25 protein-coding genes, 3 tRNA genes and 2 pseudogenes are annotated in these 23,242 nt (G+C 69.7%); 7 read left to right on the top strand and 23 right to left on the bottom strand.

Annotated features, from left to right (window positions below):
• From FBT69_00480 to FBT69_00470, 3 genes are read left to right on the top strand one after another with little or no spacing between them, the layout of a single operon-like run.
• Positions 1–390 (top strand): hypothetical protein, encoded by a 390-nt coding sequence (locus tag FBT69_00480; GenBank protein MDL1903275.1) that lies wholly within the window; start codon positions 1–3, stop codon positions 388–390.
• Between the two features lie 2 nt (positions 391–392).
• Positions 393–1,673, top strand: a complete 1,281-nt coding sequence (locus FBT69_00475; GenBank protein ID MDL1903274.1) for a 4Fe-4S dicluster domain-containing protein — start codon at positions 393–395, stop codon at positions 1,671–1,673.
• An 11-nt stretch (positions 1,674–1,684) separates the two neighbouring features.
• Positions 1,685–2,536, top strand: a complete 852-nt coding sequence (locus FBT69_00470) for a hypothetical protein (protein MDL1903273.1) — start codon at positions 1,685–1,687, stop codon at positions 2,534–2,536.
• Positions 2,537–2,734: 198 nt separating this feature from the next.
• On the opposite strand, the gene FBT69_00465 is transcribed toward FBT69_00470, so the two are convergent.
• Both FBT69_00465 and FBT69_00460 read right to left on the bottom strand, forming a co-directional pair.
• Positions 2,735–3,280 (bottom strand): hypothetical protein, encoded by a 546-nt coding sequence (locus FBT69_00465; protein MDL1903272.1) that lies wholly within the window; start codon positions 3,278–3,280, stop codon positions 2,735–2,737.
• 106 nt (positions 3,281–3,386) lie between these two features.
• Positions 3,387–3,469, bottom strand: a tRNA-Tyr gene (locus FBT69_00460).
• An 84-nt stretch (positions 3,470–3,553) separates the two neighbouring features.
• On the opposite strand from FBT69_00460, the gene FBT69_00455 reads away from it, so the two are divergent.
• Positions 3,554–5,143: a DUF4102 domain-containing protein gene (locus tag FBT69_00455; GenBank protein ID MDL1903271.1), complete on the top strand. Its 1,590-nt coding sequence runs from the start codon at positions 3,554–3,556 to the stop codon at positions 5,141–5,143.
• 14 nt (positions 5,144–5,157) lie between these two features.
• Positions 5,158–5,230 (top strand) — tRNA-Thr (locus tag FBT69_00450).
• 27 nt (positions 5,231–5,257) lie between these two features.
• On the opposite strand, the gene FBT69_00445 is transcribed toward FBT69_00450, so the two are convergent.
• Positions 5,258–5,767 carry a hypothetical protein gene (locus FBT69_00445; protein ID MDL1903270.1) on the bottom strand — a complete coding sequence of 170 codons (510 nt, stop codon included), beginning with the start codon at positions 5,765–5,767 and terminating at the stop codon, positions 5,258–5,260.
• 39 nt (positions 5,768–5,806) lie between these two features.
• Entirely contained in the window at positions 5,807–6,067 is a 261-nt protein-coding gene (locus FBT69_00440; protein MDL1903269.1) for a hypothetical protein, read from the bottom strand.
• A 123-nt stretch (positions 6,068–6,190) separates the two neighbouring features.
• Between FBT69_00440 and FBT69_00435 the strand changes: the two genes are divergently transcribed.
• Entirely contained in the window at positions 6,191–7,222 is a 1,032-nt protein-coding gene (locus FBT69_00435; GenBank protein ID MDL1903268.1) for a site-specific DNA-methyltransferase, read from the top strand.
• Positions 7,223–7,224: 2 nt separating this feature from the next.
• Here FBT69_00435 and FBT69_00430 read toward each other — a convergent pair whose 3' ends face one another.
• From FBT69_00430 to FBT69_00380, 11 genes and pseudogenes are all read right to left on the bottom strand, one after another.
• Positions 7,225–8,232, bottom strand: a complete 1,008-nt coding sequence (locus FBT69_00430; GenBank protein ID MDL1903267.1) for a MamI family restriction endonuclease — start codon at positions 8,230–8,232, stop codon at positions 7,225–7,227.
• A 44-nt stretch (positions 8,233–8,276) separates the two neighbouring features.
• Entirely contained in the window at positions 8,277–9,071 is a 795-nt protein-coding gene (locus FBT69_00425; protein MDL1903266.1) for a sigma-70 family RNA polymerase sigma factor, read from the bottom strand.
• A gap of 14 nt (positions 9,072–9,085) precedes the next feature.
• On the bottom strand, positions 9,086–9,295 hold the full coding sequence (locus FBT69_00420; GenBank protein ID MDL1903265.1) for a hypothetical protein: 210 nt from the start codon (positions 9,293–9,295) through the stop codon (positions 9,086–9,088).
• 44 nt (positions 9,296–9,339) lie between these two features.
• Complete coding sequence (locus FBT69_00415; GenBank protein MDL1903264.1) at positions 9,340–9,858, bottom strand: hypothetical protein; 519 nt, start codon at positions 9,856–9,858, stop codon at positions 9,340–9,342.
• A gap of 249 nt (positions 9,859–10,107) precedes the next feature.
• A complete protein-coding gene (locus tag FBT69_00410; protein ID MDL1903263.1) occupies positions 10,108–10,506 on the bottom strand; it encodes a hypothetical protein in 399 nt (132 codons plus the stop codon).
• A gap of 2 nt (positions 10,507–10,508) precedes the next feature.
• Positions 10,509–10,778 (bottom strand): hypothetical protein, encoded by a 270-nt coding sequence (locus FBT69_00405; GenBank protein MDL1903262.1) that lies wholly within the window; start codon positions 10,776–10,778, stop codon positions 10,509–10,511.
• Between the two features lie 9 nt (positions 10,779–10,787).
• Complete coding sequence (locus FBT69_00400; GenBank protein ID MDL1903261.1) at positions 10,788–11,573, bottom strand: hypothetical protein; 786 nt, start codon at positions 11,571–11,573, stop codon at positions 10,788–10,790.
• A 154-nt stretch (positions 11,574–11,727) separates the two neighbouring features.
• Positions 11,728–12,066, bottom strand: coding sequence for a hypothetical protein (locus FBT69_00395; GenBank protein ID MDL1903260.1), 339 nt, complete (start codon positions 12,064–12,066; stop codon positions 11,728–11,730).
• Positions 12,032–12,679, bottom strand: a complete 648-nt coding sequence (locus FBT69_00390) for a hypothetical protein (protein ID MDL1903259.1) — start codon at positions 12,677–12,679, stop codon at positions 12,032–12,034. The genes FBT69_00395 and FBT69_00390 overlap by 35 nt, the downstream gene beginning before the upstream one ends.
• Positions 12,680–13,666: 987 nt before the next feature.
• Positions 13,667–13,767, bottom strand: a pseudogene (locus FBT69_00385) (nucleotide exchange factor GrpE).
• Positions 13,768–14,179: 412 nt separating this feature from the next.
• Complete coding sequence (locus FBT69_00380; GenBank protein MDL1903258.1) at positions 14,180–14,464, bottom strand: hypothetical protein; 285 nt, start codon at positions 14,462–14,464, stop codon at positions 14,180–14,182.
• A gap of 214 nt (positions 14,465–14,678) precedes the next feature.
• Here FBT69_00380 and FBT69_00375 point away from each other — a divergent pair, with 214 nt between their 5' ends.
• Complete coding sequence (locus FBT69_00375) at positions 14,679–14,858, top strand: hypothetical protein (protein ID MDL1903257.1); 180 nt, start codon at positions 14,679–14,681, stop codon at positions 14,856–14,858.
• Between the two features lie 500 nt (positions 14,859–15,358).
• On the opposite strand, the gene FBT69_00370 is transcribed toward FBT69_00375, so the two are convergent.
• From FBT69_00370 to FBT69_00335, 8 genes and pseudogenes are all read right to left on the bottom strand, one after another.
• The gene (locus FBT69_00370) at positions 15,359–15,604 is read right to left on the bottom strand and encodes a hypothetical protein (protein MDL1903256.1); all 246 of its coding nucleotides are present in this window, start codon (positions 15,602–15,604) and stop codon (positions 15,359–15,361) included.
• A 14-nt stretch (positions 15,605–15,618) separates the two neighbouring features.
• Positions 15,619–18,126: a hypothetical protein gene (locus FBT69_00365; protein ID MDL1903255.1), complete on the bottom strand. Its 2,508-nt coding sequence runs from the start codon at positions 18,124–18,126 to the stop codon at positions 15,619–15,621.
• On the bottom strand, positions 18,123–18,416 hold the full coding sequence (locus tag FBT69_00360) for a hypothetical protein (GenBank protein MDL1903254.1): 294 nt from the start codon (positions 18,414–18,416) through the stop codon (positions 18,123–18,125). Before FBT69_00360 ends, FBT69_00365 begins: the two co-directional genes overlap by 4 nt.
• Positions 18,416–18,679: a helix-turn-helix domain-containing protein gene (locus tag FBT69_00355; protein MDL1903253.1), complete on the bottom strand. Its 264-nt coding sequence runs from the start codon at positions 18,677–18,679 to the stop codon at positions 18,416–18,418. The genes FBT69_00360 and FBT69_00355 overlap by 1 nt, the downstream gene beginning before the upstream one ends.
• Before the next feature lie 547 nt (positions 18,680–19,226).
• Entirely contained in the window at positions 19,227–20,678 is a 1,452-nt protein-coding gene (gene phrB, locus FBT69_00350) for a deoxyribodipyrimidine photo-lyase (GenBank protein MDL1903252.1), read from the bottom strand.
• A gap of 55 nt (positions 20,679–20,733) precedes the next feature.
• Positions 20,734–20,807 (bottom strand) — tRNA-Val (locus tag FBT69_00345).
• A 57-nt stretch (positions 20,808–20,864) separates the two neighbouring features.
• Entirely contained in the window at positions 20,865–21,584 is a 720-nt protein-coding gene (locus FBT69_00340; GenBank protein ID MDL1903251.1) for a hypothetical protein, read from the bottom strand.
• Positions 21,585–22,880: 1,296 nt separating this feature from the next.
• Positions 22,881–23,228: pseudogene (locus FBT69_00335) on the bottom strand (prepilin peptidase).
• Between the last annotated feature and the right edge of the window lie 14 nt (positions 23,229–23,242).

Here is a 23,242-nt window from a genome sequence, read left to right as displayed (position 1 = left end):
ATGCGGCACCACCACGAACACGACTCCCACGCCGTCCACCCGAGCCTTCGGCCCGTCGAGCCGGAGCACCCGATGTCGCTCGAAGGCGGCGTGGTGTTCGGCGACACGGGCCTCATGCTGCGGTGCCTCGTCGAGGAACTGCTCATGACGGGACTGACACCCGAGGAACTGCGCCGGATGGCCCGCGACGGCGAGTACCAGGGCCTGCACGCCGCGCTGTGCGCCATGGGCCCGGCCCGCGTTGAAAGCGTGATCGCGGAGGCTGCTTCGCGCGTGGGCACGTGCACGCTGCGCGTCGTCGAGCGGCACGATCGTTTCACACCGGCGGACCTGACCATCCACGCCACCACCGGCAAGCCCACCGAGCACCACAGCAGGCAAGGAGCGTGACCATGCCGACCGTCTACAACTGGCACATCGGACGACCGATGAGCTTCCCCTACGAGGAGGCGCACCCGCGCCGTCAGTTCGCCTTCGTGTTCAACATCAACCGCTGCATCGCCTGCCAGACCTGCTCGATGGCGTGCCGGAGCACGTGGACCTTCGGGCGCGGCCAAGAGCACATGTGGTGGAACAACGTCGAGACCAAGCCCTTCGGCGGCTATCCGCGATTCTGGGACGCCAAGCTCCTGACGCTGCTCGAGAAGGCGAACCCAGGGCGACAGGTCTGGAACTCGACCGCGGAGCGATCGGCGCAGTCGCCCTTCGGCCGGTTCGATGGCAAGACGATCTTCGAGGCAGCGACGAACTACGCCGGACCGGACGGCCCCAAGACCGCACTCGGATACTTGCCGACCGCAGACGAGTGGGCCGCGCCGAACATCTTCGAAGACCACGCCCGCTGCACCGGCGGCGACCTGCCCGCCGGCGAACGCCTCCCGGAGCACAAGGTCTGGTTCTTCTACCTCGCGCGGCTTTGCAATCACTGCACCTACCCGGCGTGCCTCGCGGCCTGCCCCCGGCAGGCGGTCTACAAGCGACCCGAGGACGGCGTGGTGCTCATCGACCAGTCGCGGTGCAACGGCTACCAGAAGTGCGTCGAGGCGTGCCCGTACAAGAAAGCCATGTTCCGCTCGACCACGGGCACCAGCGAGAAGTGCGTCGCGTGCTACCCGCGCCTCGAGGGCAAGGACCAACTCATCAGCCCCGACGGCGAGCCGGCAGAGACACGCTGCATGACCTCGTGCCCGGGCAAGATCAGGCTGCAAGGGCTGGTGAACATCGGCGACGACGGCACATGGAAGCACGAGCCGGCGAACCCGATCTACTACCTCGTTCGTGAGCGGCAGATCGCGCTGCCGCTCTATCCGCAGTTCGGGACCGAGCCGAACGGCTACTACATCCCGCCGCGCTGGGTGCCGCGCGGTTATCTGGAGCAGATGTTCGGGCCTGGCGTTCAGCGCTCGCTCGAGCAGTACGCCTGCCCGGACCGCGAACTGCTGGCCGTTCTGCAGCTCTTCCGAACGACGCAGCAGATCATCTCTCGCTTCGAGATCGAGAAGGGGCCGAAGGTCGCGGAGATCCCCGTCACCATGCCGGACGGCTCGACGAAGGCGCAGGAGGTCTTCAACGACACGGTGATCGGCTTCAACGACTTCAACGCCGAGATCGTACGCATCACGATCGAGGAGCCGATCTTCGAACGCCCGAAGCAGCACGCCAACTCAATCTGAACGAGGTTACCATGAACGCGGCAACGATCGCTTCCCCACTCTCGATGGACCCGGCGTTGCTCCACGTTCGCCGCATCGCGGCCGTGTCGCTCGCCGACGCCTTCAGCGAACCGCCGTGTCCAACGCCAGACCCCGGAACGCTCACGACCATCTCCGCGGCATGGGATACGCTCAGAGAGGAGTTTGCCGGGCTCCCGGGTGGCAGCCTCAGCCTGAACGAGCGATCGCCCAGAGAGATCGACCCGAACGCCCTGTCGGCATGGCTCGCTCTCCCCGGCAACGCTCGCACTGGAGCCTTGCGCCGGGTGCTCGGTCATGTCGTCTCTCAGGACTGCCCGCCCTGCGAGACCGAGTATCTCCCTTCGCACGATGCCGCGACGCGCGCCCAACACATGGCGGACCTCGGCGGGTTCTACCGCGCCTTCGGCGTCTGGCCCGACGGCTCGCACCCCCGGCGCCACGACCACGCGCAGTTCATCGTGGGCTTTGTCTGCGTCATGCTGACGAAACTCTGCGACTCCCGGAAGAGCGATCCCGAAGATGCCGCTCGCGAACACACCGAAGTGTGCGCCGACGCTCTGAGGCTCTTCCTCCACGATCACGCGGTCTGGTGGTTGCCGACGTTCGCCCGCAGGGCGGAGGAACGCGCGATGGCCGCGATGCGAAACGCGCGAGGCATGGAGGCTGAGGCGCTGGCAGCATTGGGCCGCGTCGCCGGTTCTCTCAGGTGCTGGACGGCCGTCGAACGCTCGGCGACGGGCATCGCACCCTCTCGCCGCATCGTGCAGCCGCTGATCGGCGGTACGGCTTCGGATGAAGCCGACTGCAACGACTGCGGAACGTGCCCCGCCACCCCGGACTGACCGAGGTGAAATCACCGGCTATCCGCGCCTCCCCGCCGTGACGGCGCAGGAAGACGGTCACGACGACCCACTCGACAAGAGCACGGGCTGGAATGGCACGTTCCTGTGGGCAAACCGTATTGCAGATGAGCCGCACACGAACAGGCCCGCGTACCGGGAGCGCCGGCACGCGGGCCTGGGAGGATGAGCGGCGGTCGATCAGTTGATCTTCTCGACGTTCACGATCGTGCCGAAGCCGATCGCCTCGTCGTAACCGGGACCACCATCGAGGTAAGGCTTCATCGCACCGGGCTGGTCGGCGACGATCTTCAGGAAGTCGTTGGCCGCGTTCCCGACGACCTCCACGTCGCTCACGACCGGAGCGACGGAGAAGGGCAGAAAGTAGATGAACTTCACATCCGAGTTGCCCGCCCCCGTGTCGACGCGGATGCCGGGGATCACGGTGGCGTAGACGCGGAACTCCACGTAGTCCTGCGCGCGGCCCGTGGTCAGATCGATGGCCGTCACGCCGGTAAAGAGCGTGCCGCTCGGAATCCCGTCGATGCCGTACACCCGGACCTCGCCCGGCTGCGGGCCGACCTCGATCTCGATCTGCTGCTGTTCGTTGTTGGTGGTCACTCCCCATTGATCGCGGCCCGGCACTACCTGCAAACACGCGATGCTCACTTCGACCTTGCGGCGGGCATCGAGCAAAGCGGCGCAGCATGCAGCGCACTTTGCGCGCAAAATGCGGCGCAGCACCAACCCGCGTCGGTTCGCACCGATCCGCACGAATCATCGGAAAGCCTTGTTGACGCGAGCGTTGCGCGAGAAGATGCGGAACTGTGCGAAACGCTGCGAAACGATCCGATGGGCGCGGCTGGATTCGAACCAGCGAAGGCATAAGCCAACAGATTTACAGTCTGTCCCGTTTGGCCACTTCGGTACACGCCCTGCACTCCACCCCGAGGTTTCACACCCGGGGTGGGAGGTACAAAATAGCGTATCCCGGGCCGAAGGGCAAGGAAGAGCGACCCGATGACCGGTGCGCTCCACGAAGCCATCCCGGATTGCACAGCAACGATCCTGCACACCCCCGCCACGAGGGACGCACACCCTCAGCGGCCGAAAGCCGCCGCCCGGATTCGAACCGGGGACCTGTGGTTTACAAATCGTAGCGTCCAAGGGTACCAGAGACCCGCGGTTGTCCTCGACCCCCTCTGCCGCACAGTTAGAGCGGTTTGGTGCTCCCCGGCTAACCCCGGTGGCGCTCCATGCCGACCTTACTCAGACCTTTCTCAACCGGAAGGAGCGGCGGCGATGTCGGACAGGTTCAAGCTCACGGCGGACTCGGTCGAGCGGCGGTGCAGGTGCCCGGAGCCGGGCGAGGTCAACGCGCGCGGCAAGCCCGTGCGTCAGCGAATCTACTGGGACTCGGAGTTACCGGGCTTCGGGCTCCTCGCGAGCCGCACCACCAAGAGCTTCATCGCCCAGAAGGACATCGGCGGCACGACGGTGCGCGAGAACATCGGCCGCTACCCCACCTGGGTGCCGGATCAGGCGAGGAAGCGGGCGCGGGAACTGCTCGTTGACATGGACAAGGGCATCGACCCGCGGGCGAGGCGGCGCGAGCAGGAGGCCCGGCAGCGGCGGACGGAGTGGGAGCGGTACACGCTCGACCAAGCCATCACCGAGCACGTCCTCCGCATGAAGGCCAAGGGGTGCGCCCAGCGGTCGATGGACACTATGGGCGAGCTCGTCGATCGGTACATGCCCGACTGGCGCTCGCGGCCGCTCGTCGGCATCACCCGGACGGACTGTGTCACGCGGCACCGCAAGGTGTCCGCCGACCACGGCCCGGTGGTGGCGAACAGCGCCATGCGCATCCTCCGGGCCGCGTACAACAGCGCCCGGAAGCTGCACCCCGACCTACCGCCCAACCCGGTCGAGGCGGTCGAGTTCAACGCCCAGCGGCGCAAGCGCTCGCCGATCCCGTGGGCCGAGCTCCCCGGGTGGTGGGAGAAGGTGCAGGGCATCGAGAATCCCGTCCGGCGCGACCTGCACATCCTCACGCTGCTCACAGGGCTCCGCAGCGGCGACGCCAAGACGATCCGGTGGTCGGATGTGGACTTCGACGCTGGCACGCTGCACCGGCCGCGGCCGAAGGGCGGCGTTGACCGCGCGTTCACAATCCCGCTGTGCCGGTTCGCGCTGGCGATGCTCGCGAAGCGGCGGCTGGACAACCTTCGGTACTTCTCGTCGGATCAGGGCTGGGCGTTCCCGTCTCGGGACCGCGAGGGCCGGGTAACGCACGTCAAAGAGCAGAAGGAGTACCGCTACATCAAGGGCGAGGCCGACGACCTCCGGAAGGAGCGGTACCTCCCGTCGCCGCACCGGCTGCGCGACACGTTCGCGAGCGCCTGCCGCGAGGCGGGAGTCGGCCTGTTCGAGACCAAGGTGCTGATGAACCACGTCCTGCCCGAGCAGGACGTCACGGAGGGGTACCAGCGGCCCAGCGACGAGCACCTCCGCGGCTGCGTCGAGCGGGTGGCGGCATTCCTGCTGGCGAAGGTCAAGGTGGACGCCGACGGGCGGCCGCTCCGCGCCACGGGCACCGACGGTGCGTAAACTGTCCAGACCTCGCCGGGATAGCTCAGCTGGTAGAGCGCATCACTTGTAATGATGAGGTCGCCGGTTCGATCCCGGCTCTCGGCTTTCGGGCGGCTGTGACGGTTGCGTTGCTCACGAGGCATCGCGGATGAAGTATCGCCTGCCGTCTTTGGCGACCTGCTCGGCGCGTGCGCGGATGCAGGAGATCGCCCTTCGGGCGTCCTCCCTCGTGATGCCAAGCTCGGCGGCGAGGTCATCAACACTTGCGGGGCGGCTCTTGAGGTGCTCTGTGACTCGGTCCGCCTGCGAGCACCGGAAGCCCGCGACGTTGCCGGATCGCGGCCCGTTCCGGTTGCCAGCGGGGTTCAGTTGCCGGTCTCTCGCAATCCACCAATCACGCCGCTCCCGCACGTAGTCCTTGTTGGCGGCATCTAGGACTTCGAGCCTCTCCCACCGACACTCGGACTTGTCGTGTCCGCGAGAGAACTTGTCCCACCAACCGTGATTCCTCCCGCCTCTCTTCCCGGGCGGCAGCCCGACACCGGACTCCGGAATCAGGCCGGTCGGGTGGGCGTACGAACCCGTATAGCTCTCCCCAGTTGGCAGCAAGACAACCCGATAGATCACGGCAACTTCACCCATGCCGTCAACATCGGCACGACCGGCGGCGGACTGTCGCCATCATGCCGCGCCGCGGGCGAACATCGCCTCAAGAACCCGCGCCGCTGGCGAGTTCTCGGGCATGCCGAGCCGCTGGGCCACCTCGGAGACCGGGTACACCTCGGCAGCGCACCGGGCGAATCGCAAGTCCCACCGCGCCTCCGCTCGGTGACGCACGACAGCCGCCGCATCGTCGGCGATCGCCAGCCCGACCGCCTCGCCGTCCTCCGATACCCACACGATTAGAAAGCCACTCGCGCCGGTTGCCTGATGTGTCGCCATGCGAACAAGGATGGCCTCCCGGCGCGTGGCGACAACCCCATGCAGACGACGGGACGGGCGATCTTGCCCGATTGCCGCGGGCAAGCGTGTCCCCCGCCCGCGGCACCAGTATCCTTACCGCACATGCTGACCCCGGAAACAAAGCCGAAGAGAGAGTACAGCCCTCGCCCCAACGCCCGCCGGAAGCCTCCGGTAGAGGTTCAGGCCGACCGCGGCCATACGCCGAGCGTGCCGCTCGTACCCGAAGACCTTTACGGCCGGGTTACGACGGGCGACGCCCTACACCTCCTCCGGCGGTTACCCGACCGCTGCGCGGACCTCGTCATCCTCGACCCTCCGTACTGGAAGGTCGTCGGCGAGACGTGGGACTACAAGTGGCGGACGGAAGAGGACTACCGCGCGTGGTGCCGCGAGTGGTTCGCGGAGGTTGCCCGAGTGTGCAAGCGATCCGCGTCGCTGTACCTCTTTGGCTATGTGCGGAACCTCGTGTACCTGTTCCACGACATCGTCTCGCTGGGTTTCGAGTTCCGGCAGGAGCTCATCGTGGACAAGGGCATCAAGTGCATCGCCGGGCGAAAGACGAGCACGTACAAGCAGTTCCCGAATACGACCGAGACAATCTTCTTCTTCGTCTACGACGCCAAGCCCGCCATCCGGCAGGTGCTTCTCGCCCGCGCGAAGGAGCTCGGCCTGTCCGCGAAGGAGATCAACTCGCGCCTCGGCGTCAAGAGCAATGGCGGCGGCGTCTGGTCGCTTTACACGGGCGAGAACATCCTCGCCCAGGTGCCGACGCCGGAGATGTGGGAGCGGCTGGAGTCGGTGCTCGACTTCAAGGCCCCCGACGACCTCAAGGGGTTCGTCTTCCAGCCGCAGATGGGCCTGACGAACGTCTGGCAGGATATCGACTTCTACGCGGAGGACCGGATACACAGGACGCAGAAGCCAGTTCGGCTCATCGAGCGGCTGGCGCTCGCGAGCAGCACGCCCGGGCAGGTGATTCTGGACCCGTTCGCGGGCTCCGGAACGTCAGCGGTCGTCGCCAAGATGCTCGGCCGAAAGTGCATCGCATTCGAGATAGACCCTGAAATGGCAGAGCGGGCCAACAAACGTCTCGCGGGTGGCGTTGCCAAACAGAACGACTTGTTCGGCAAGTGACGCTACAGCGTCGCCGCGTACTGCCTCGTCCAGTCTGCGTGCGCGGCAACCTTGCTCCGGAACACGGCTCGGGCGAAGTCGTCGGCGAGCGCGTCGTCGGGCCAATGCTCCGCTTCGCGTCGCTGCTGCAGGAGCTCCAGCTTCTTCTTCCTCCGCTGCCCAGCGGCGGTGGGCAGGCCGAGCCGCGGGAACTGCACGCCGCGAGCCGCGGCCACGGCGTCGATTGCCGCTTCCGAGAACGTGTCGGAGCCCGAGTAGTCGGCGAGGTTGCCAAGTCGCTGCAGCACTGGTTCGTCCCGACCGGGGAACAGCTTGGTGTCGATCGTGTCGTCGGCCTTGATAACCGACCAGTAGATCATCCGCGGCTTCATCATGTACAGCTTCGGGCTGTCGGGCCACAGGTTGAAGGGAGCTTTGGACGACGAGTTGGCCCGAATGTTGAAGTAGTAGTCGATCATGCAGAGGGCGAAGCCGAGACACTTCGGGTCCACCTCGAGAATCTGCACGTCGATGTCGTCCGCCGCGGCGATGTCGGCGAACTCGAACAGCACGAGGTAGTAGCACTCCGGGATGAACAACTCCCGCAACTCCTGCTCGTCCTTCGGCGAGAGCAGCCACTTCGAGTCGTCCTTGCGGACGAGCCTGTCGCTCCCGCACTCCTGGTTCGGGCAGACCTTCTCGATGCTCGCGACCGCCGTGCCGCACCGGGCGCACGCACCGAGTTGGTCGACGCGGTAGCAGCACTTGATCTCGGCCACCTTCCCGCCCGGCAGCTTGATGTCATCGCCTCGCGCCCCAGAGCGCCCACCGGGGTGGCCCGTTACGACGCTGACGAGGTGCTGCCCGACATAGCCCATGCGGGGCTGCGGAGTCTGGTGTGTCACGGACGCCCAGCGGGCGAGGTCGCGTCGCAAATCTACGTACAGGTCGCGGAGCAGTTGGGCCGCAAACTCCGGGGTGCGGGTGCCGATCGTCGGGGCCGGGGTGGCGGCTGGGTTCGCTTGGGACATCGCCCCACAGGGTAAGGGCGACGGCTCGCATTGTCACTCCAACGCTACCCCGCTGCCGCACTTCCACTTCGCGGCCCCTCGTACGCCGCCCGCACCTTCGCGAGCGCGTCCTCGTGCAGCTGCCGCGCCCGCTCCTTCGTGAGCCCGAGCTCGCGGCCGATGGACTCGAAGCTGGGGGGCCTGCCCTCCGCACCGACGCGGCGGGACAGCACGTGTCGCTCGTCCGGCGTCAGTCCCGCCCGGGCGACGGCGTTGCGCAGGCGGTCGGCGCGCTCCTCCTCGCGCTCGGCGGCTCGCTCGGCCTCCCGCGCCGCGCGGTGGGCGGCGATGGACCGGGCGCTCTCGCCCTGCTGCAGCACCTGGTCTCCCGCGCAGAGCACGGCGCGCCCGCTGGCCGCCCGCCGGGCCTGACGGCCGCGGAGCCGACTGATGCTCCGGCAGACCGCGCGCATCGCGTAGGTGCTGAACTTCCAGCCGCGGGCCGCGTCGAAGTGCCGCGCCGCGTGCACGAGCGTGGCGAGCCCCTCGGCCTCGGCCTCCTCGTCGTACCCCGCGACCGACATCACGAGCCCGACGTTGTAACGAACCACCGCGTCCTCGAGGTCGCGGGCTCGCGCGGCCCAGTCGGGGTCCGCCGTCTCGGCCGCGCGGCGGCGCGCGTAGTTCAGGCGGACGAACAGCACGAGCTCCTCCTGGCGTGTCAGCAGCACCGAAGGTCGAGTCGGCGGGCGCACCTCCGCAGCACGGTCGAGGTAGACGTCGGGCGGCGGCGGGAGCTCCGGCGCGGAGCGCCACACGAGCGACTCGGCGTCGGGCAGGTCGAAGGCGGGATGGGGCACGAACGGCGACGGCACTAGCGCGATGCCTCCCCCGCCCGCCACAGGTCGCGGATGAACCGGCGCTCGCGCGCCTCGCGGATGGCCTGGTCCACGATCCCGCTGCGCCAGCCGCTCGGGCTCGCGAGCGGGGCGTCGGGCGCGATGGTCTGCGTCGGGCGCGGCGGCGTGGAGCAACCCGCGAGGGTCGCCAGCGCCGCGCACGCCACCAGCCGCTTGATGCTCATGCCCCGAATCGTCGAGCCCGCGAGGCCCGGGACAAGCAGCCGGTTCACTTCGCCCTCCGGCGCTTCGGCCCGGGCTGTGCGGCCGCTCGCACCGGCTCGGCGTCGCGCTCCGGTTCCGCGGCCCGCCACGTGTCGCCGCCCTCTTCGCGGTAGACGACGTAGCCGTTCGCGACGGCCAGCAGGCGCAGGGCGTCGGCGACGTCGCGCGGCTTCCACCCGAACTCGGACGCGATCCGCTCCGCGGTCATGCCGTCGCCCATGAGGGCGGCGAGCAGGCGGCCGCGCTTCGACCCCGGGCGGGGCGGCCGGAGCTCCCCGGTGGGCGTGTGCTGCTTGTGCTCCGCGGCCCTCTCGCGGCGGCTAGGGCGGCTCTCGCGGGCCGGGGCCTTGGCGGGCTCCGGCTGGGCGGGCTCCGCGGCCGCACGCTCCTCCAGGGCGGCGAGCACCCGCCGCACCGCGGCTTTGCGGTCGGCGAACTTCTTCACCGGCCTCTCTGGGCAGAGCTCGTTGTAGAGCTTCGCGAGGTTGCCGAGGGACATCGACTCGACGGCGTTCCGATCCATTGGCGGGCTCCTTCGCTGGGCCGCGGCCAATCCCGCGGCGGCGAGAGAGTCATCTCTCACGATCAGTCGCAAGACAAGCCGGAGCGCCGCCCCCGGGGTGCGCCGCGCCGGGCGCACCGACTCGGGGGACGGCTTCGGATCGTGGAAGCCCGCCGCGCCGACGAACACAGCGCGGCGGGTTGACCGGGCACGCGCCCGGGCGAGGAAACCGGCCGCCGGGCGCGAGGCCCGACGACCAGCGGACAGGGTCTAGTCGTTGTCGCGGGCGTGCGGGTGCACGTGCTCGGCAATCTGCCACGGCGCGCGGCCGGGCCGGTACCGCTCCGGCCACACCACGACCTTCGTGCGGAGCGGCTCGCGGCGGTGCCGCCAGAGCGCGAACGCGCACACCGTCTCGTGGTCCGCGGTATCGAGCGCCGCGTGCCCGTCGCTGCTCTCGGTGATGTCCACGTACTCGCCCGGGTCGCCCAGCCGCGGCAGCCAGCCGAGCGAGGCGGCTACGGGCGCGAGGCGGGCACCGAGCCGCTCGCACACGGCGCGCACCTGCGCGATGTCGTGTCGGCCAGCGCCCAGCGTGTCCATCGCGCGCCGCGTGGGCTCGGCGAAGATGTGCTCGTGGGCACCTGCGAAGAAGTCGTCGTACCGCATGGTTACTGCCCTCGGAATCTCTCTTGGCGGCCCGGCCCGAGCACGACCGCGTCGCCCAGGAAGAACGCGGCGCTGTCGCCGCTGGCGAGCGCGGCGTCGTCGGCGAGAGGGATCGCCTCCCAGTCGGCGACGCGCACCTCGCCGCTCGGGGCGGCGGCCTGCAGCGCCGCGCGGGCGGCCGCGGCGTCGGCACCGGCGGCGATGCCCGCGTGCACCTGCTGGCTGTTGCGGAGGTCGGGACGGGTCGGCGGGCGTCGGAACAGGTAGATCATGGGTCGGGCTCACTTCCTGCCGGGCATGGCCGCGGCACCCTTGGCGGGGTCGGTGGTGGTCGGGTTGACGGCGCGGTGCCGGAGGCCCTGCGCGATCTTGCTCGTCGCGCTCGGCCCGGCCTGCCCGCGCTCGAACGCGCGGTTGACGTTCACGGCGCGCTGGGCGGCGGCGGCCGCGCGCTTCGCGGCGTGCACGAGCCCCGCGTGCTCCTGCCCGACGAGCCGCTCGGCGAGGGCCGCGGCTTCGAGCGGGCGGGACTCCTTGGACATCCGGCCCAGCCGCGCCACGACGGCGGCGGCGAGGTCGCGGTCGCCCGACGCCACGGCGCGGGCGGCGAACACCTGCAGCTCGGCGGGTCCGGCGTCGGCGACGGTGGCGGCGTACTCGTTGCGGCGCGGGTTGCCCACCGTCGTGCCCGACAGGTAGGCGACGGGCGAGGCGTACACGGTCACGAGCGACTCCAGCGCCGCGGCCTTCTCCTGCGCCTCGCGGAGCTGCGCGTAGCGGTCGCGCTCGGAGCTCCTGGCGAGCTCGGCGTGCAGCGCCCGGTGGTCCCGGTCGATGGCGCGGGCGACGGCGTCGGCGATGGTCGCGCGGTCGGCCGCGCCGCCGATGCTGGGCACGACGCCCGACTTCTCGGCGGCGATGCGCTCGCGCGCCTCGGCGCTCGCGTGGTTCAGGTTGGCGATCAGCGTGTCCAGCGTGTCGGACAGGCTCTCGGCACGAGCGGCGAGAGCTTCGGCGGCCTTCGGGTCGGGCAGGCCGGTGCCCACGGGGACGGAGAGCGGGTCCATGTCGGGACTCCGTGCGTCGCTCGGCAGCGCTCGCGGTGGCCCCCACCAGTCAGGGAGCCGCAGTCAGGACCGCGCCGCGGTCGGCGATCGGAGGAATCTCTCCCGACGCGACGACTGGCGACAAGCCCCGTCGTGTCACGACGTCTCGGCGCGATCAGCCGCGCGACAGCCCGCCGCGGTGCCCGGGCTTCCCGGCGGGCGGCGGCTCGCGCCCGGGCTCCGCGAGGAGCACAGGCCCGGCGTCGGTGTAGGCCGGGCGCTCGGGCTGCGGCGCTCGGTCGGAGACGTCGTGCATGGCGCGCAGGTCGGGCGGCGCGGGGAGGTGTTCCTGCGGGCCGCCGTACCGCGCGATCCACTCGTCGGTGGTCTCGCACACCGGCGGGAGCGCAAGCCCTCCGCTGCCCGGGGCGTCGCCGCCCACGACGCGCCACGCGCTGCCCAGCACCCGCACCTCCGCATCAGTCGCGAGGCCCGCCCGCTTCTTCATCGCCATCAGCGACAGGCGGCTCGGGCGCGGGGAGTGCGGGGACGGTGGCGACGGGCTCGGGCTGCTCACGGTTGTGCTCCACTTCGTCGAGGATCGAGACCAGCAGGCGGCGCTTGTCGTCGGGCAGCGCGAGCAGGTCGTCGGCGGTGATGGTGTAGCCCGGGCTGGCCGGGCCGAGCGTGTGCTGGTGCGTGTGGTCGTGCGTGACGGTGCCCGAAAGCTGCTTCTTCGGTGCCCAGTGGTCGGGCGAGTGCCGTTCGAGGAACCGCAGCAGCAGCGTGTTCGCGTTGCGGTGGTCGGTGGCGACGGCGACGACCGCGCCGTTCTTGTCCACGATGGGCCGCGTGTCGGGCGTCAGCATGCGCTCGGCGAGCAGCTTCTCGGCGGTGCCCAGCGCGACCGACAGCGCCTCCTCCACCTCCGCGGCGAAGACCGGGTCGCGGCGCATGGCGTCGCGGAAGCTCTCGAACCCGCGGGCCTTGCCGCCCGGCCGCGGCTCCCCGCCCAGGTGGGGCGAGGCGATGGCGGCCGCCCAGCGGAGGCTGCCGGTCTGCCGCAGCGCCTCGAGGAACGCGGCCTTGCGCCGCTCGGTCACTGGCTGTCGCTGGCTGGTGCTCATGTCGATCGAATCATCTCCGCGCCAACGCTCGGCGGCGGGTGTTGCGGCTCGCGGGGGCGCGCGTCACGCGAGTAGTCGTGAGACGAAGGGCGGCGCGACGGGCACGGTTGGGATGGTGGGGAGGGGCACCCGGTCCAGTTTCTTCACCAAACTCAACGACTTCACCGGCTCCAATCGCTCGCGCAGGTCCACTCGCTCCACCACGTCCAACGACTCGTGCGATCACTGCGACTCGTGCCGATCGTGCATCGTCACTGCCTCCACCTCGCGACCACGTCCACCGGCCCCACTACCGCATCGCGACGGCGGAGCGGAGGAGTGCTGATCGGCAGGTCCAGCGTCGCCGGGCTTGCGCTGCACGCTCCTGGGGCCGTTCCGCGGCGGGCAGCAGCGCCCAGCGAGGCGGCGAGCAAGGCCGAAGCACGGGCGGGCAGCCCCGGGGTCGAAGGTTTCGGGACAAGGGCGCAGGGTGGGGTCGCCCAGGTCCATCGCATCGCGCGGGTCGCGGCCGCGGCATTGGGTCCAACGACTCCACGTGACCCACGAGATTCACCATCTTCCCTGGGTCCAACGACTCCACTACATCGCGCTCGTCCACGATCTGAGCGTCCGAAGTGCGACGGCCGGTCCCTCCACCCGTTCGCCCAGGCGGCAGCCGGTAGCGAGAGTCTTTAGAGTCTTTCTTTTAGTTGAAGAGACTCTCAAGAAGACACATAGATTGCTGCACGGAGTCGCAAGAGTCGCAGAGTCGGGCCGACCAAACCCGGGGGCCAGCGGCGGCCGCCCGCCACCCGGTCCCTATGGGCCTCCGGGTTGCGCGCCGGAGGCGACTCTGCGACTCGCTGGTTTCCAACTGCGGGTCGAAACCCAAACGAGCGTGTGCCTCGCGTCTCTCCACCCGCCATTTCCGGACCGAGCCAGAATCCCGGACCCAGACTCCCGAGAGCCGCCCCGACTCCCGCCGCCCGGGCCGCGGCCGACCGCACGCCGCCCCGCCGGGCCGCCCGCCGCGCCGCGGGGCCTAGAGCCGCCCGGTCAGGAGCCAGCGGAGGCGCACCCAGAGGCCCGCCCGCCGGAGCCGGTCGGCGAACTCCGCCGCCTCCCCGACCTCGTCCTCCACCACCTCGCCCACCGCCCGGGCGAGCCCCTCCTCGTCCACGTAGCTCAGCAGGTCCACCCCTTCGAGCGCCTGCTCGATGTCGAACTGGTCGCCGAGCCAGCGCTCCGCGATCGACTCGACCTCGTCGCGCAGGTCCATCGCCTCCACCGCCTCCTCCGCGGCCGCCGAGAGGGCGGAGTGGAGGAGGTCGGCGACCTGGTCGACGTCGACCTTCTCGGGGTCCAGGTGGAGGGCGCTCACCGCCGCCAGAATCTCGTGCTCGCTCGCCATGTCCATTCGCTCCGGTTGGTCCACGCGCGGCCCGCGGGCGACGCCCCGCCGACGCAGCGTGTCGATACTTCTCTCTCGCACACCGCCCGCCCGGGCAAGCCCGCCCGCGGTCAGGCGGCGCGCCGCAGGCCCATCGGCTCCACGAGCTCGGCGACGCCCGCAGCCCGGCCCGCGCCCTTCGCGAGGCGCTCGAAGATCGCGAGCGCCCGCCAGCCGCGGTAGCTCCAACGCGCCGCGCCGTCCATGTGGCCCACGTGGACCTCGGGGACCATGCGAGGTCCGAGCGTGAGGTGGACCTCCGCGAACGAGCGCTCGCGGCCCACCCACTCGCCCCGCCTCAGCCCGTCGCGCAGCTCCACGCACGCCCTCGCCAGCGTCCAAGACTTCGTGAACATCGGTTAGCTCCACTTGTCGCAGCTTCTCGCCCGGCGGCCCCGTTGCCCCGCGGCGCTGCTGCGACAGAGTTAGATCGCAAGCGACCGACGCGGGGGCAACCCGCCGCGGCCCCGCCCGCCCGCCAGCGCACGACGCGGCGCGGCAGCACGACGCGAGGCGAAGATTGGACCGAACCGCGCGGGGCGGCGCGGAGTACGCGAGTCGCCCGGGCGAGTGGACCTGCGCGGCGCGTTGGATCGCGCCCGGCCGGTGGACCTGCGCGAGGTGGTGGAGCGGGTGGAGCTGGTGGAGCGGGTAGACCTGCGCGAGCCGGTGGACGGGCGCGGAGAGACCGAGCGGCGCGGATGGATGGACGGGTACGGAAAGACAAGCGGACTTTCGTCCGACTCCTAGGGACAAGCGGACCTCGGTAGACAAGCGGACTTCGCGCGGGTCTGGGGAGACAAGCGGACCCCTCGGCCGCACCCCGGGCGACCGCGGCAGCGCCGGTGCGTGCGGCGCGGGCGGGCGCGCGGCGAGGTGTGAGGATGGACCGACGCCTCGGCCGCACCCGCGCGGGCTCCGCGCCGGTCCCGTCGGCCCCGGAGTTCCGGCGCTGGCGAATGCGCCGCCCGGGTCGCGGAACCTCTCTGGGCGTGGGCAGCGGTCGGCGAGAGTCGGCGCGCCGCCGGTCGAGCGCGCGGGCGAGCTCCGGCGGCGCGCGGGTGTCGATGCGGTCAGGTCGCGCGGAGCGCTGCGGGCTCGCTGCCGGACGCCCAGCGGGTGCGCGTCTGCCTCCTCCGCACCGGCGCGGCTCGGACGGGAACCCCCCTCTGCGCAGTTTCCAGATGGGATAGGAGGTGGGGAGCGTGGCCCCCTCCCGCGGGAGCGGGGGTGGGAGGGGAGGTAGGGGGTCAGGGCCCCGGGCGGGACCGGCGGGGCGAGAGCAGCGCCGCCTCGTACTCGTCCCACACCGTGGCGGCGGCCCGCACCGCCTCGGGGCAAGCGCGGCGCATGCGCAGGTGGGCGCGGAGATCCTCCCAGCACTGGATGCGCGGCAGCCTGCCAGCCTTGGCTTCCGCCTTGGCGTCGGCGATGAAGTCGCCGCGCGGGTCGTCCGTGGCGCGGACGGATCGGATGTACTGCGCGAACGTGCGCATCGCTCTACCTCCTGTCAGAAGGGGACGTCCTGCCCCGGCTTGATGTCGTCCTCGCCCACGCTGGGCAGGTCGCGGCGGAGCGTCCACTCCTCGGGGTGCGGCCAGTCCGTCACGAGACCGCGCCACGGGTCCATCGCCCTGATCTCGCCGAGCGGGCGGAAGCGGTACATCGTCCGGCCCTTGCGCTTCGCGGCCCGCGAGCGGAACGGCTCTGGAACGTCGGTGAGGTAGCGGAACCGCCCCACCTTGGGCTCGCCGGGGACGGCGTAGACCGTGGCGCGGTAGGTGAGCCGCGGGTGCTGCTGGTCGAGCACGCCCCGAGACTCCAGCCACCACAGCGCCCGGGTCGGCGTATCGAACTTCGCCGCGACCTGGAAGTCCTCCAGCCGGAACCGCGCGGGGTCGTCGGACTTGTCGAGGTCGGTGCCCGGCGCGACGCCGCGCACGAGGTAGTCGAGCAGCACGCTCTCCGGCCCGCGGAGCGTCTGCTGCTTCTGGGCGGCCAGCGCATCGGTGAGCGGCCGGTCGCCCAGCACGCGGAAGCTGCTGACGTCCCGCGTGAGCAGCAGGTGCAGGAGCGCCTCGCGACCGCCCGAGCGCATCTGCTGGCTGATCGCCTCGAAGTACGCGGAGTCCTGCATGCGCCCCTCGCCCACGTCGAGCACGAAGAACCGGCGGTCCTCAAGCCCGACGGGGACGACCCAGTCCTCGTTCGACGCCATGATGAGGTGCACGTAGTTGCGGGCGGGCTCGGCGTCCACACCCTTGCGCTCCACCAGCTTCTCGCTCTCGGTGATGATCGTCTTCAGGATGCTGGCGTGCTTCTTGTCGCCCGCGTAGAAAGCCTCGTCGGCGAACACGACCACGATGTCCTGCAGGTGGGCGTTGAAGGAACCCACGAGGTGCTTGGGGTCCGTGACCTGCACGTAGTGACGACCGAACAGTCCGCCGAACGTCTTGGCGACGAACCCCTTGCCGGTGCCCTCCTTGCCTCGCAGCACCACGGCGACCTCGCCGGGCTCGGCGGGGCGCTGGACGCAGCGGGCCATCCAGTTCATCAGGTACTCGTACGCTCGCTCGTCGCCGCGGCAGAGGTTCTCCCGCACGTGCGCGAGGAACAGGGAGCAGTCGCCCGGGCGAGCGTCGCAGGCGAAGCCCTGCCACATGTTGTAGACGTGCGGGCCGAGCTCGCGGCCGGGCGCGAACACGACGCGCTCGTACTGCCGCCGGTGCTCGTGCTGCAGCCACCACTGACCCAGCGGCTTCGTGATCGGGACGCCCTTGTCCGTCGCGCCGACCTGCACCTGCACGTGCATGAACCTGTTGCGGAAGTCCTCGAATGCCTGGTGGCGGAGCCGCTTGCGGCCCATGACCTCGTCGTCCTCGTCCCACACGACTCGGCAGCGGCCGCCGAAGTCTGCGACGACGGCGAACTGCTCGTTCAGACGACGGAGCCACGGATCGACGGCCTCCTCCTTGCCGCGCTCGATCTGCCGGATGGCGTACTTCTCGGTGGCGCTCCCCTTGTCCAGCACGGACGCGCTGATGCCGAAGGCCGGGTCGGTGATGACGGCGTACATCGTGTCGTCGTCGAACCCGGCGCGCACCATTGCGCAGCACGCGAAGAGCAACCACTCCGAGCGCGAGCCGCCGAACTTGTGCGGCTCGTCGGGGTCGATGCCCTGCACGATGACGACGCGCGCCTTCGGCGTGAGCTTGTCCGCGCCGGGGACGGCGTCGATGTCGCCGTTGTACCGCTTGACGTTGCCGCTTACCTTGGCCCGCTGCGCGCTGCGAGCGATGCCGGAGTCTGCGGGGCCAGCCGCCTGCACCTCGGGGGCCTTCGTGAACTGCCCGATGTCGTACGCACGCTCGGGGTGCCACTCGACGACCTCCGCGAGCGCCGCGGTGCGGCCCTTCGCCTTCTTCTTGCTGTCGGGCCAGTTGACGGTCCCGGGCAGCCGCATGATGCGGTCGATGTTGTGGCAGTGGTCCGCGCCGAACACGACTTCAAGCTGCAGGTTCCAGCGATTCGCGTCCTCCGCGGCCGCCTTCGACCCGTCCAGCCTGACCGGCTCGCGGAGCGCCCAGAAGCCCTGGCACCCGCCGCCGGAGAACACCACCAGCGTTGGCGGCGGCACGCCCGCGGGCAGGTTCGTGGTGAGGCGCTCGCGGATGCGCCGCTGCTCGGCCGCGACGTCCTCGCCCTCGCGCGGGTCGAGGTCCACGTGCAGGCAGACCATCGACTCGATGTCGGTGGCCTCGGTCTTCTTGCTGCGTCCGTCGGCGGCGGCCCGGTCGATGTAGGCCGGGAACGTCGGGTTGACGGAGAAGTAGATGTTGCGGGCCGCACCTTGGGCTTCCAGCCACTTGCGGAGCTCGCCCTCCTGATCGGCGCGGAAGGCGCGGGTCTCGATGCCCGTCTTGTCGAGGCCGATGGCGGTGAGCAGCCACGGACCATCCGGCCGCCAGCGCCGCAGGAACCCAATCGAATCGTCGTATCGCGGGATGGGGCTCGTCACAGGGCACCTCCCCGCTGGGCGGCTTGTCGCGCGTGCGAACCTGCGCAAGACTTCTCGCGATCAAGCACCGGGCCGCGTTCCTTGCCGGGTTGGCGGCCCTTTCTCTCCTCGGTCGGGGACACGCGGGCGGCGACGAACCGCCGGACTCGCCCGGCAACTTCCACATCGACGCACGGGCCGTAGACGGGGTGGTCCGAGGCCGCCACGACGACGCCCGACAGCGCCTCGCGACCGTGCTGCACGACCACCGTCCGGCCGGGCAGAATCTTGTTTGTGCTGCTCCGCGGCATCAGGCGGCCCCGCCTTCCCGGCGCAGCATCGCCTTGCCCTCGGCCGTGTTGCTCACGGTCCGCTGGGCGACCCACTCGCGCAGTTCTTCGATGCTGTAGCGCACCAGCTTCCGCGAGAACTTGGCCCATCGGGGGCCGCGCCCCTCGCGGCGCATGCGCTCCATTTCCTTCGCCGAGATGCTCAGGTACCGCGCCGCCTCCTCGGTCGTGAGGAGGCCGACGCCCGCAGGGGCTTCGGGCAGGGGGACAGTCTGTACGGACATGGCAGAACCACCATCGCTTGCGCGACCCGATTAGGGATCACAACAGCGGCAGTCCTGTGCCCCGGGCAACGCGACGATTCGCGGGGGCTCGCGTGACGACTGCGCCGGTGGGCGCATCCGGGTTGCCTTAGGACTCGCCGTCGGCGGCCGGTCGTGCCGGGCCTCGGGTCGTTCCTGCGCCTCCGCGGCAACCGAGCGCGGCGCAGTGGTCATGCCTATGTGAAGAAACGATACCGCCCGTGCGCCCCCGGGCAACCGCCGCGCCCCTCGATTGCGACAGTTCGCGTTTCCGGACTGCCCGAGAACGCGGGGCGGCGGGCGGCGTCCACCTTTCTCCGGCCTTGCTCACCCGGGCGTGGCGTGCGCAACCCACATGTTCTACTGTGCTTGGCGCGTGCAGAGCGGGCGATTACAAAACCACTGCTCTACCACTGAGCTAAGGCGGCACATGGACCCCTGCCGGCGGACTGTCAAGCCAAGCCGAGGCCCATCACGATAGGTGGCTTGTCCGGGGAGCAACCACACACGACTTCGCCGCGACCACGACTCACGGCCGCCGTGCCTTGCTACGAGCCGCGGCGAAAGCCTCGATCGCCCGCCGACGGCTGGCCGCGAGGTCCACGATCGGCCCAGGGTAGTCGAGCGAGCGCCGCCGCGAAGGCTGCAAGGTCCACGGCTCATGGATCGCCGGTGAGGGCACTGTCGCCAGTTCGGGGACGTACCGGCGGACGAACGCCCCCTCGGCGTCGAAGCGATGGGCCTGGCTGACGGGATTGAAGACGCGGAAGTACGGCACGGCGTCCGCACCCGTGGACGCGGCCCACTGCCAGCCGCCGTTGTTGGCCGCGAGGTCGCCGTCGATGAGGGTGCACATGAAATGCCGCTCACCGTGCCGCCAGTCGATGAAAAGGTTCTTGGTCAGGAACGACGCGACGATCATGCGGCAACGGTTGTGCATCCAGCCGGTCGAGGCGAGCTGGCGCATGGCCGCATCGACGATGGGGATACCTGTCCGGCCGTCGCGCCACGCTTCGAACCGTTCGTCGGGCGTACTCCAGCGGACCGCGTCGTAGACGCGGTTGAAACTCGACCCCATGCAGAGCCGCGGGTAGCCGACGATGAGGTGGCGAAAGAACTCGCGCCAGATGAGTTCGTCGATCCACGCGGCCGGGCCGCGCGAGCGAACCGGCGCGGGCGCGAGCGGCCCGCCGTCGGCCTCGAGCGCGGCTAGCAGGCATTCCCGGCACGACAGCACGCCAGCGGCAAGGTAGGGCGAGAGCGTGCTCGTGCCATTGACGCCCGGCGAGTCTCGCTGTGCGTGATACTCGGCGATGCGACTGTCTATGAACACACCGAGCCGGCGGCGTGCGGCTCGTTCGCCGGCGGGCCAGAGGTCCGACCGCGTTGCCCCGTTGAAATCGGGTAGCGATGCTGGAACGCCATCGGGCGGGCACGGCATCGCCTCCTGCCTGCGAGGCGAGGGCGCGAGCTCAACGCCTTCGCGTCGGGCAAACTCGGCCGCAAACGCCTTGCGGAACGGCGTGTAGACCCGATGGAATCGCCCTTCGCCGGTGCGAACCGAACCCGGAGGAAGGACGGTGGCGTCGTCGTGGGTGAACACACGCAGACCGGCACGCTCGAACGCGACCACAACCGCTTGGTCGCGCCGAAACTCGTTGATCTCGAGCTCGCGGTTGAAGTACAGTGCGTCACACGAATGCTCCCGCGCGATCGCCAGCAACGCGCGTGAAGCGTCGGCGAACATGGGCGCTTCAAGAACGCGCAATGGCACATTCAGTCTGCGCAGCGCTGCTGAGAGTTCGACCAGGCTCCTGAGAACAAAATCTACGCGAGCGGGCGAGCAATCGTGCTTCCGCCACTGCCTTGCCGCGATCAGAAACACGGCGACCACACCCCGATCCGCCGCGTGCGTGGCTGCGGAAAAGGCCGGGTTGTCGTGTGTGCGAAGATCGGAGCGGAACCAGACAAGCGGGCGCACGGTCAGGTCGTCCTGATTGTGGTCGGCCCGTGTAGCGAACAGTCACGTAACGAAGTGGGCGATACTGGACTCGAACCAGTGACCTCTTCCTTGTCATGGAAGCGCGCTAGCCAACTGCGCCAATCGCCCTGCACCCGGCGTACCGGGGCGGAAGTATAGGCCGTTTCTGACCCGATCCGGGCACAGTCAGTTCCCGAGCACGACGACCTCGACGCGACGGCTCTGGGCCTTCGTTCCCTTGGGGTTGGACGGGCCGAAGGCAGCCGAGTAGATGCGGTCGTTGTGGATGCCCTTGCCGACGAGGTACTGTTCGACCGCGTACGCGCGCTCGAAACTCAGTCGCTCGTTCGTGCCCCAGTTGCTCTTGCGAATCGGGTCCGTGTCGGTATAGCCCTCGACGCGGATGCGGCTGCCGGGGAACCGGCTGTTGATCGCCGAGGCGACGCGGTCGAGCGTGCGTCGAGCGTCGGGCTTGAGGGTCGCTGAACCGGAGTCGAACAGCACGTCACCCGCGATCTCGACCACGATGTCCGTGCCGCGCGCGGAGACGGTCGTGCCGTCGATGGTCAGACCGCTACCGGGGCGGCTCTCGAGTTCGCGGCGCATCTGCTCGAGCGCTTCCGCCATCTCGCGGTTGTCGCGTTCGAGTTGCGCTCGTGCAGCGTCGCGCTGCCCCAGGTCGCTCTGGAGCGAGGCGATGCGGTCGCGCAGTTCGGTGTTCTCCGAGAGCAAGGCGTCGTAGTCGCCCTTCTTGTTGTTCTGGCAGCCGCCGGCGAACATGCCGAGCAGCAGCGAACCAACGACGATCGTCACGGCCTTCCGAAGTCTGGCGTCCATCCGTGTCCTTTCCATCTCGCTGCGCATCCGGGAAGGTGCGTTCGGCGGTGGGTCGCGTGCCCACGCCACGGGACCGTAGCGTACCCGTTTCACGCCGGTCCGTCCGGGCCTCGACGCCCGGATCGTGCCGATTTTTTAGGGGATATCGAGCGGGACAGCCAGCCCGAAAACCCGGGTCAGTCCGGCCTCGATTGCGGGCTTGGCGAGCGTGACGACCAGGACCGCGCCGGCCAGGTACGGGCCGTAAGGCATGGCCCGGCGCGGCGAACCCGTCCATGCCATGAGGACCGCGGCAAAGTAGATGGCGATGAAGGGGGCGATAAAGAACGCGAGCGTCGCGTCGGTCCAGCCGAGACAGGCTCCCACAGCGGCGAGGAGGTGGACGTCGCCTAGACCCATCGCTTCCTTGCCAAAGGCGAGGGTGCCGAAAACGCGCGTTGCCCAGATCAGTCCGCCACCCACGAGGTAGCCGAGAAGGGTGCCGCTGAGCGCATCGAGCCAGAGCGGGACAGAGGTTGGAAGGTGGCCTCCTCCAGACAAGCGAAGACCAGCCGCCGCGCCCAGAAGGGCCAGGGCGACGATCGGGCCGAGAAACAGGAGCTCACGCGTAACCTCGCGTCTGGCATGGGGATAGGCGATCCACAGAGCGGTCGGATCACCTGCTTCTTCGGTCTCGGAGCCGCTGGCCGTGGACCGCATCAGCGGCCTCGCGATGAACCCAGCGATGATGGGACCGACGATCAGGCCGAACAGCCCCCCCGCGATCGTGGGCCTGCCGAGAACCCGCGCAATGACGCCGCCGGCAACCGCCGCGAAGAGCGTTCCGCCGACAGCAACGACAGCCCCACGGGCGAGGCGGCCGTTCCCAGGAGGGGTCGAGACTTCTGAAGGCTGAACAATCTCAGACGTTTCGGCGGCCAAATCCGGCTCAGCCTGGGGTTCAGCGGCCCCCGGGCTGCCCATCGGCTGTTGGGCAGCCTCCCAAGTCTCATAGTCGGAGAAACTTCGCCGGATCAAGCCCGATGCCAGCAGAGCGTTGGCGACCAGCACGCCAGACCCACCGCCGACCGCGACGCCGACCCAGAGCCACCCCGCCGGCCCGGGGGACGCGATGACCCATGACCAGCCGGCCGCGAGGTCGGGCAACGAACGGCCCGAAAGGTCCAGCCAAAGCGCATGAAGCGGGTGGACGACCGTCGCGGCGATCGTTGGTACCCATGCCAGGACCAGAGGGATGGTGAACGTTCTGGCGTCCACGATCGTCATGGCCACGAGGGAACTCAGCAGGGCCATGAGCAGCACGAACATGGGCCAGGTGCGTGTGAAGCCGTTGGAAGCCCACTCCGGCCGCACGACTGCCCAATCGAACCCGAGCCACATGGCCCGATAGGTCGGCACCGTGTACCACAGCACGAACACGGCGAGGAACAGGAGAGCGACGATCGACTCGACGATCGGGTACTCGGGCGAGATGCGTACCCGGCAGGTCCGGCACCGCCCCTTGAGGATGATCCAGCCGAGGATCGGGATGTTCTCACGCCAGCTGAGCCTGGTGTTGCAGGCCGGACAGCGCGAGGGGGGCGTGACGACGCCGAGACCGCGCGGCAAGCGGTAGACGAGAACGTTGATGAGCGACCCGATGCACGCGCCGAACGCGAACACGAACAGGAGCTGGGTACCGGTCGCGAAGGCCATCAGCAAGCGGTAGTCCATCCGTGCCTCACCGC

The sequence above is a fragment of the Synechococcales cyanobacterium CNB genome (assembly GCA_030263455.1).
GTDB lineage: Bacteria > Planctomycetota > Phycisphaerae > Phycisphaerales > UBA1924 > CAADGN01.
The sequence above is the reverse complement of the archived record's forward strand: the minus strand, read 5'-3'. Positions and strand labels throughout refer to the sequence as shown.

Coding starts and splice junctions, on each gene's coding strand:
- FBT69_00440 (MDL1903269.1), bottom strand. CDS start 6,067: ATGGCGACACATCAGGCAACCGGCGCGAGTGGCTTTCTAATCGTGTGG.
- FBT69_00470 (MDL1903273.1), top strand. CDS start 1,685: ATGAACGCGGCAACGATCGCTTCCCCACTCTCGATGGACCCGGCGTTG.
- FBT69_00360 (MDL1903254.1), bottom strand. CDS start 18,416: ATGCCGCGGAGCAGCACAAACAAGATTCTGCCCGGCCGGACGGTGGTC.
- FBT69_00410 (MDL1903263.1), bottom strand. CDS start 10,506: ATGCGGTACGACGACTTCTTCGCAGGTGCCCACGAGCACATCTTCGCC.
- FBT69_00355 (MDL1903253.1), bottom strand. CDS start 18,679: ATGTCCGTACAGACTGTCCCCCTGCCCGAAGCCCCTGCGGGCGTCGGC.
- FBT69_00445 (MDL1903270.1), bottom strand. CDS start 5,767: ATGGGTGAAGTTGCCGTGATCTATCGGGTTGTCTTGCTGCCAACTGGG.
- FBT69_00405 (MDL1903262.1), bottom strand. CDS start 10,778: ATGATCTACCTGTTCCGACGCCCGCCGACCCGTCCCGACCTCCGCAAC.
- FBT69_00435 (MDL1903268.1), top strand. CDS start 6,191: ATGCTGACCCCGGAAACAAAGCCGAAGAGAGAGTACAGCCCTCGCCCC.
- FBT69_00395 (MDL1903260.1), bottom strand. CDS start 12,066: ATGGCGATGAAGAAGCGGGCGGGCCTCGCGACTGATGCGGAGGTGCGG.
- FBT69_00380 (MDL1903258.1), bottom strand. CDS start 14,464: ATGTTCACGAAGTCTTGGACGCTGGCGAGGGCGTGCGTGGAGCTGCGC.
- FBT69_00415 (MDL1903264.1), bottom strand. CDS start 9,858: ATGGATCGGAACGCCGTCGAGTCGATGTCCCTCGGCAACCTCGCGAAG.
- FBT69_00475 (MDL1903274.1), top strand. CDS start 393: ATGCCGACCGTCTACAACTGGCACATCGGACGACCGATGAGCTTCCCC.
- FBT69_00480 (MDL1903275.1), top strand. CDS start 1: ATGCGGCACCACCACGAACACGACTCCCACGCCGTCCACCCGAGCCTT.
- FBT69_00455 (MDL1903271.1), top strand. CDS start 3,554: ATGACCGGTGCGCTCCACGAAGCCATCCCGGATTGCACAGCAACGATC.
- FBT69_00370 (MDL1903256.1), bottom strand. CDS start 15,604: ATGCGCACGTTCGCGCAGTACATCCGATCCGTCCGCGCCACGGACGAC.
- FBT69_00420 (MDL1903265.1), bottom strand. CDS start 9,295: ATGAGCATCAAGCGGCTGGTGGCGTGCGCGGCGCTGGCGACCCTCGCG.
- FBT69_00400 (MDL1903261.1), bottom strand. CDS start 11,573: ATGGACCCGCTCTCCGTCCCCGTGGGCACCGGCCTGCCCGACCCGAAG.
- FBT69_00390 (MDL1903259.1), bottom strand. CDS start 12,679: ATGAGCACCAGCCAGCGACAGCCAGTGACCGAGCGGCGCAAGGCCGCG.
- FBT69_00430 (MDL1903267.1), bottom strand. CDS start 8,232: ATGTCCCAAGCGAACCCAGCCGCCACCCCGGCCCCGACGATCGGCACC.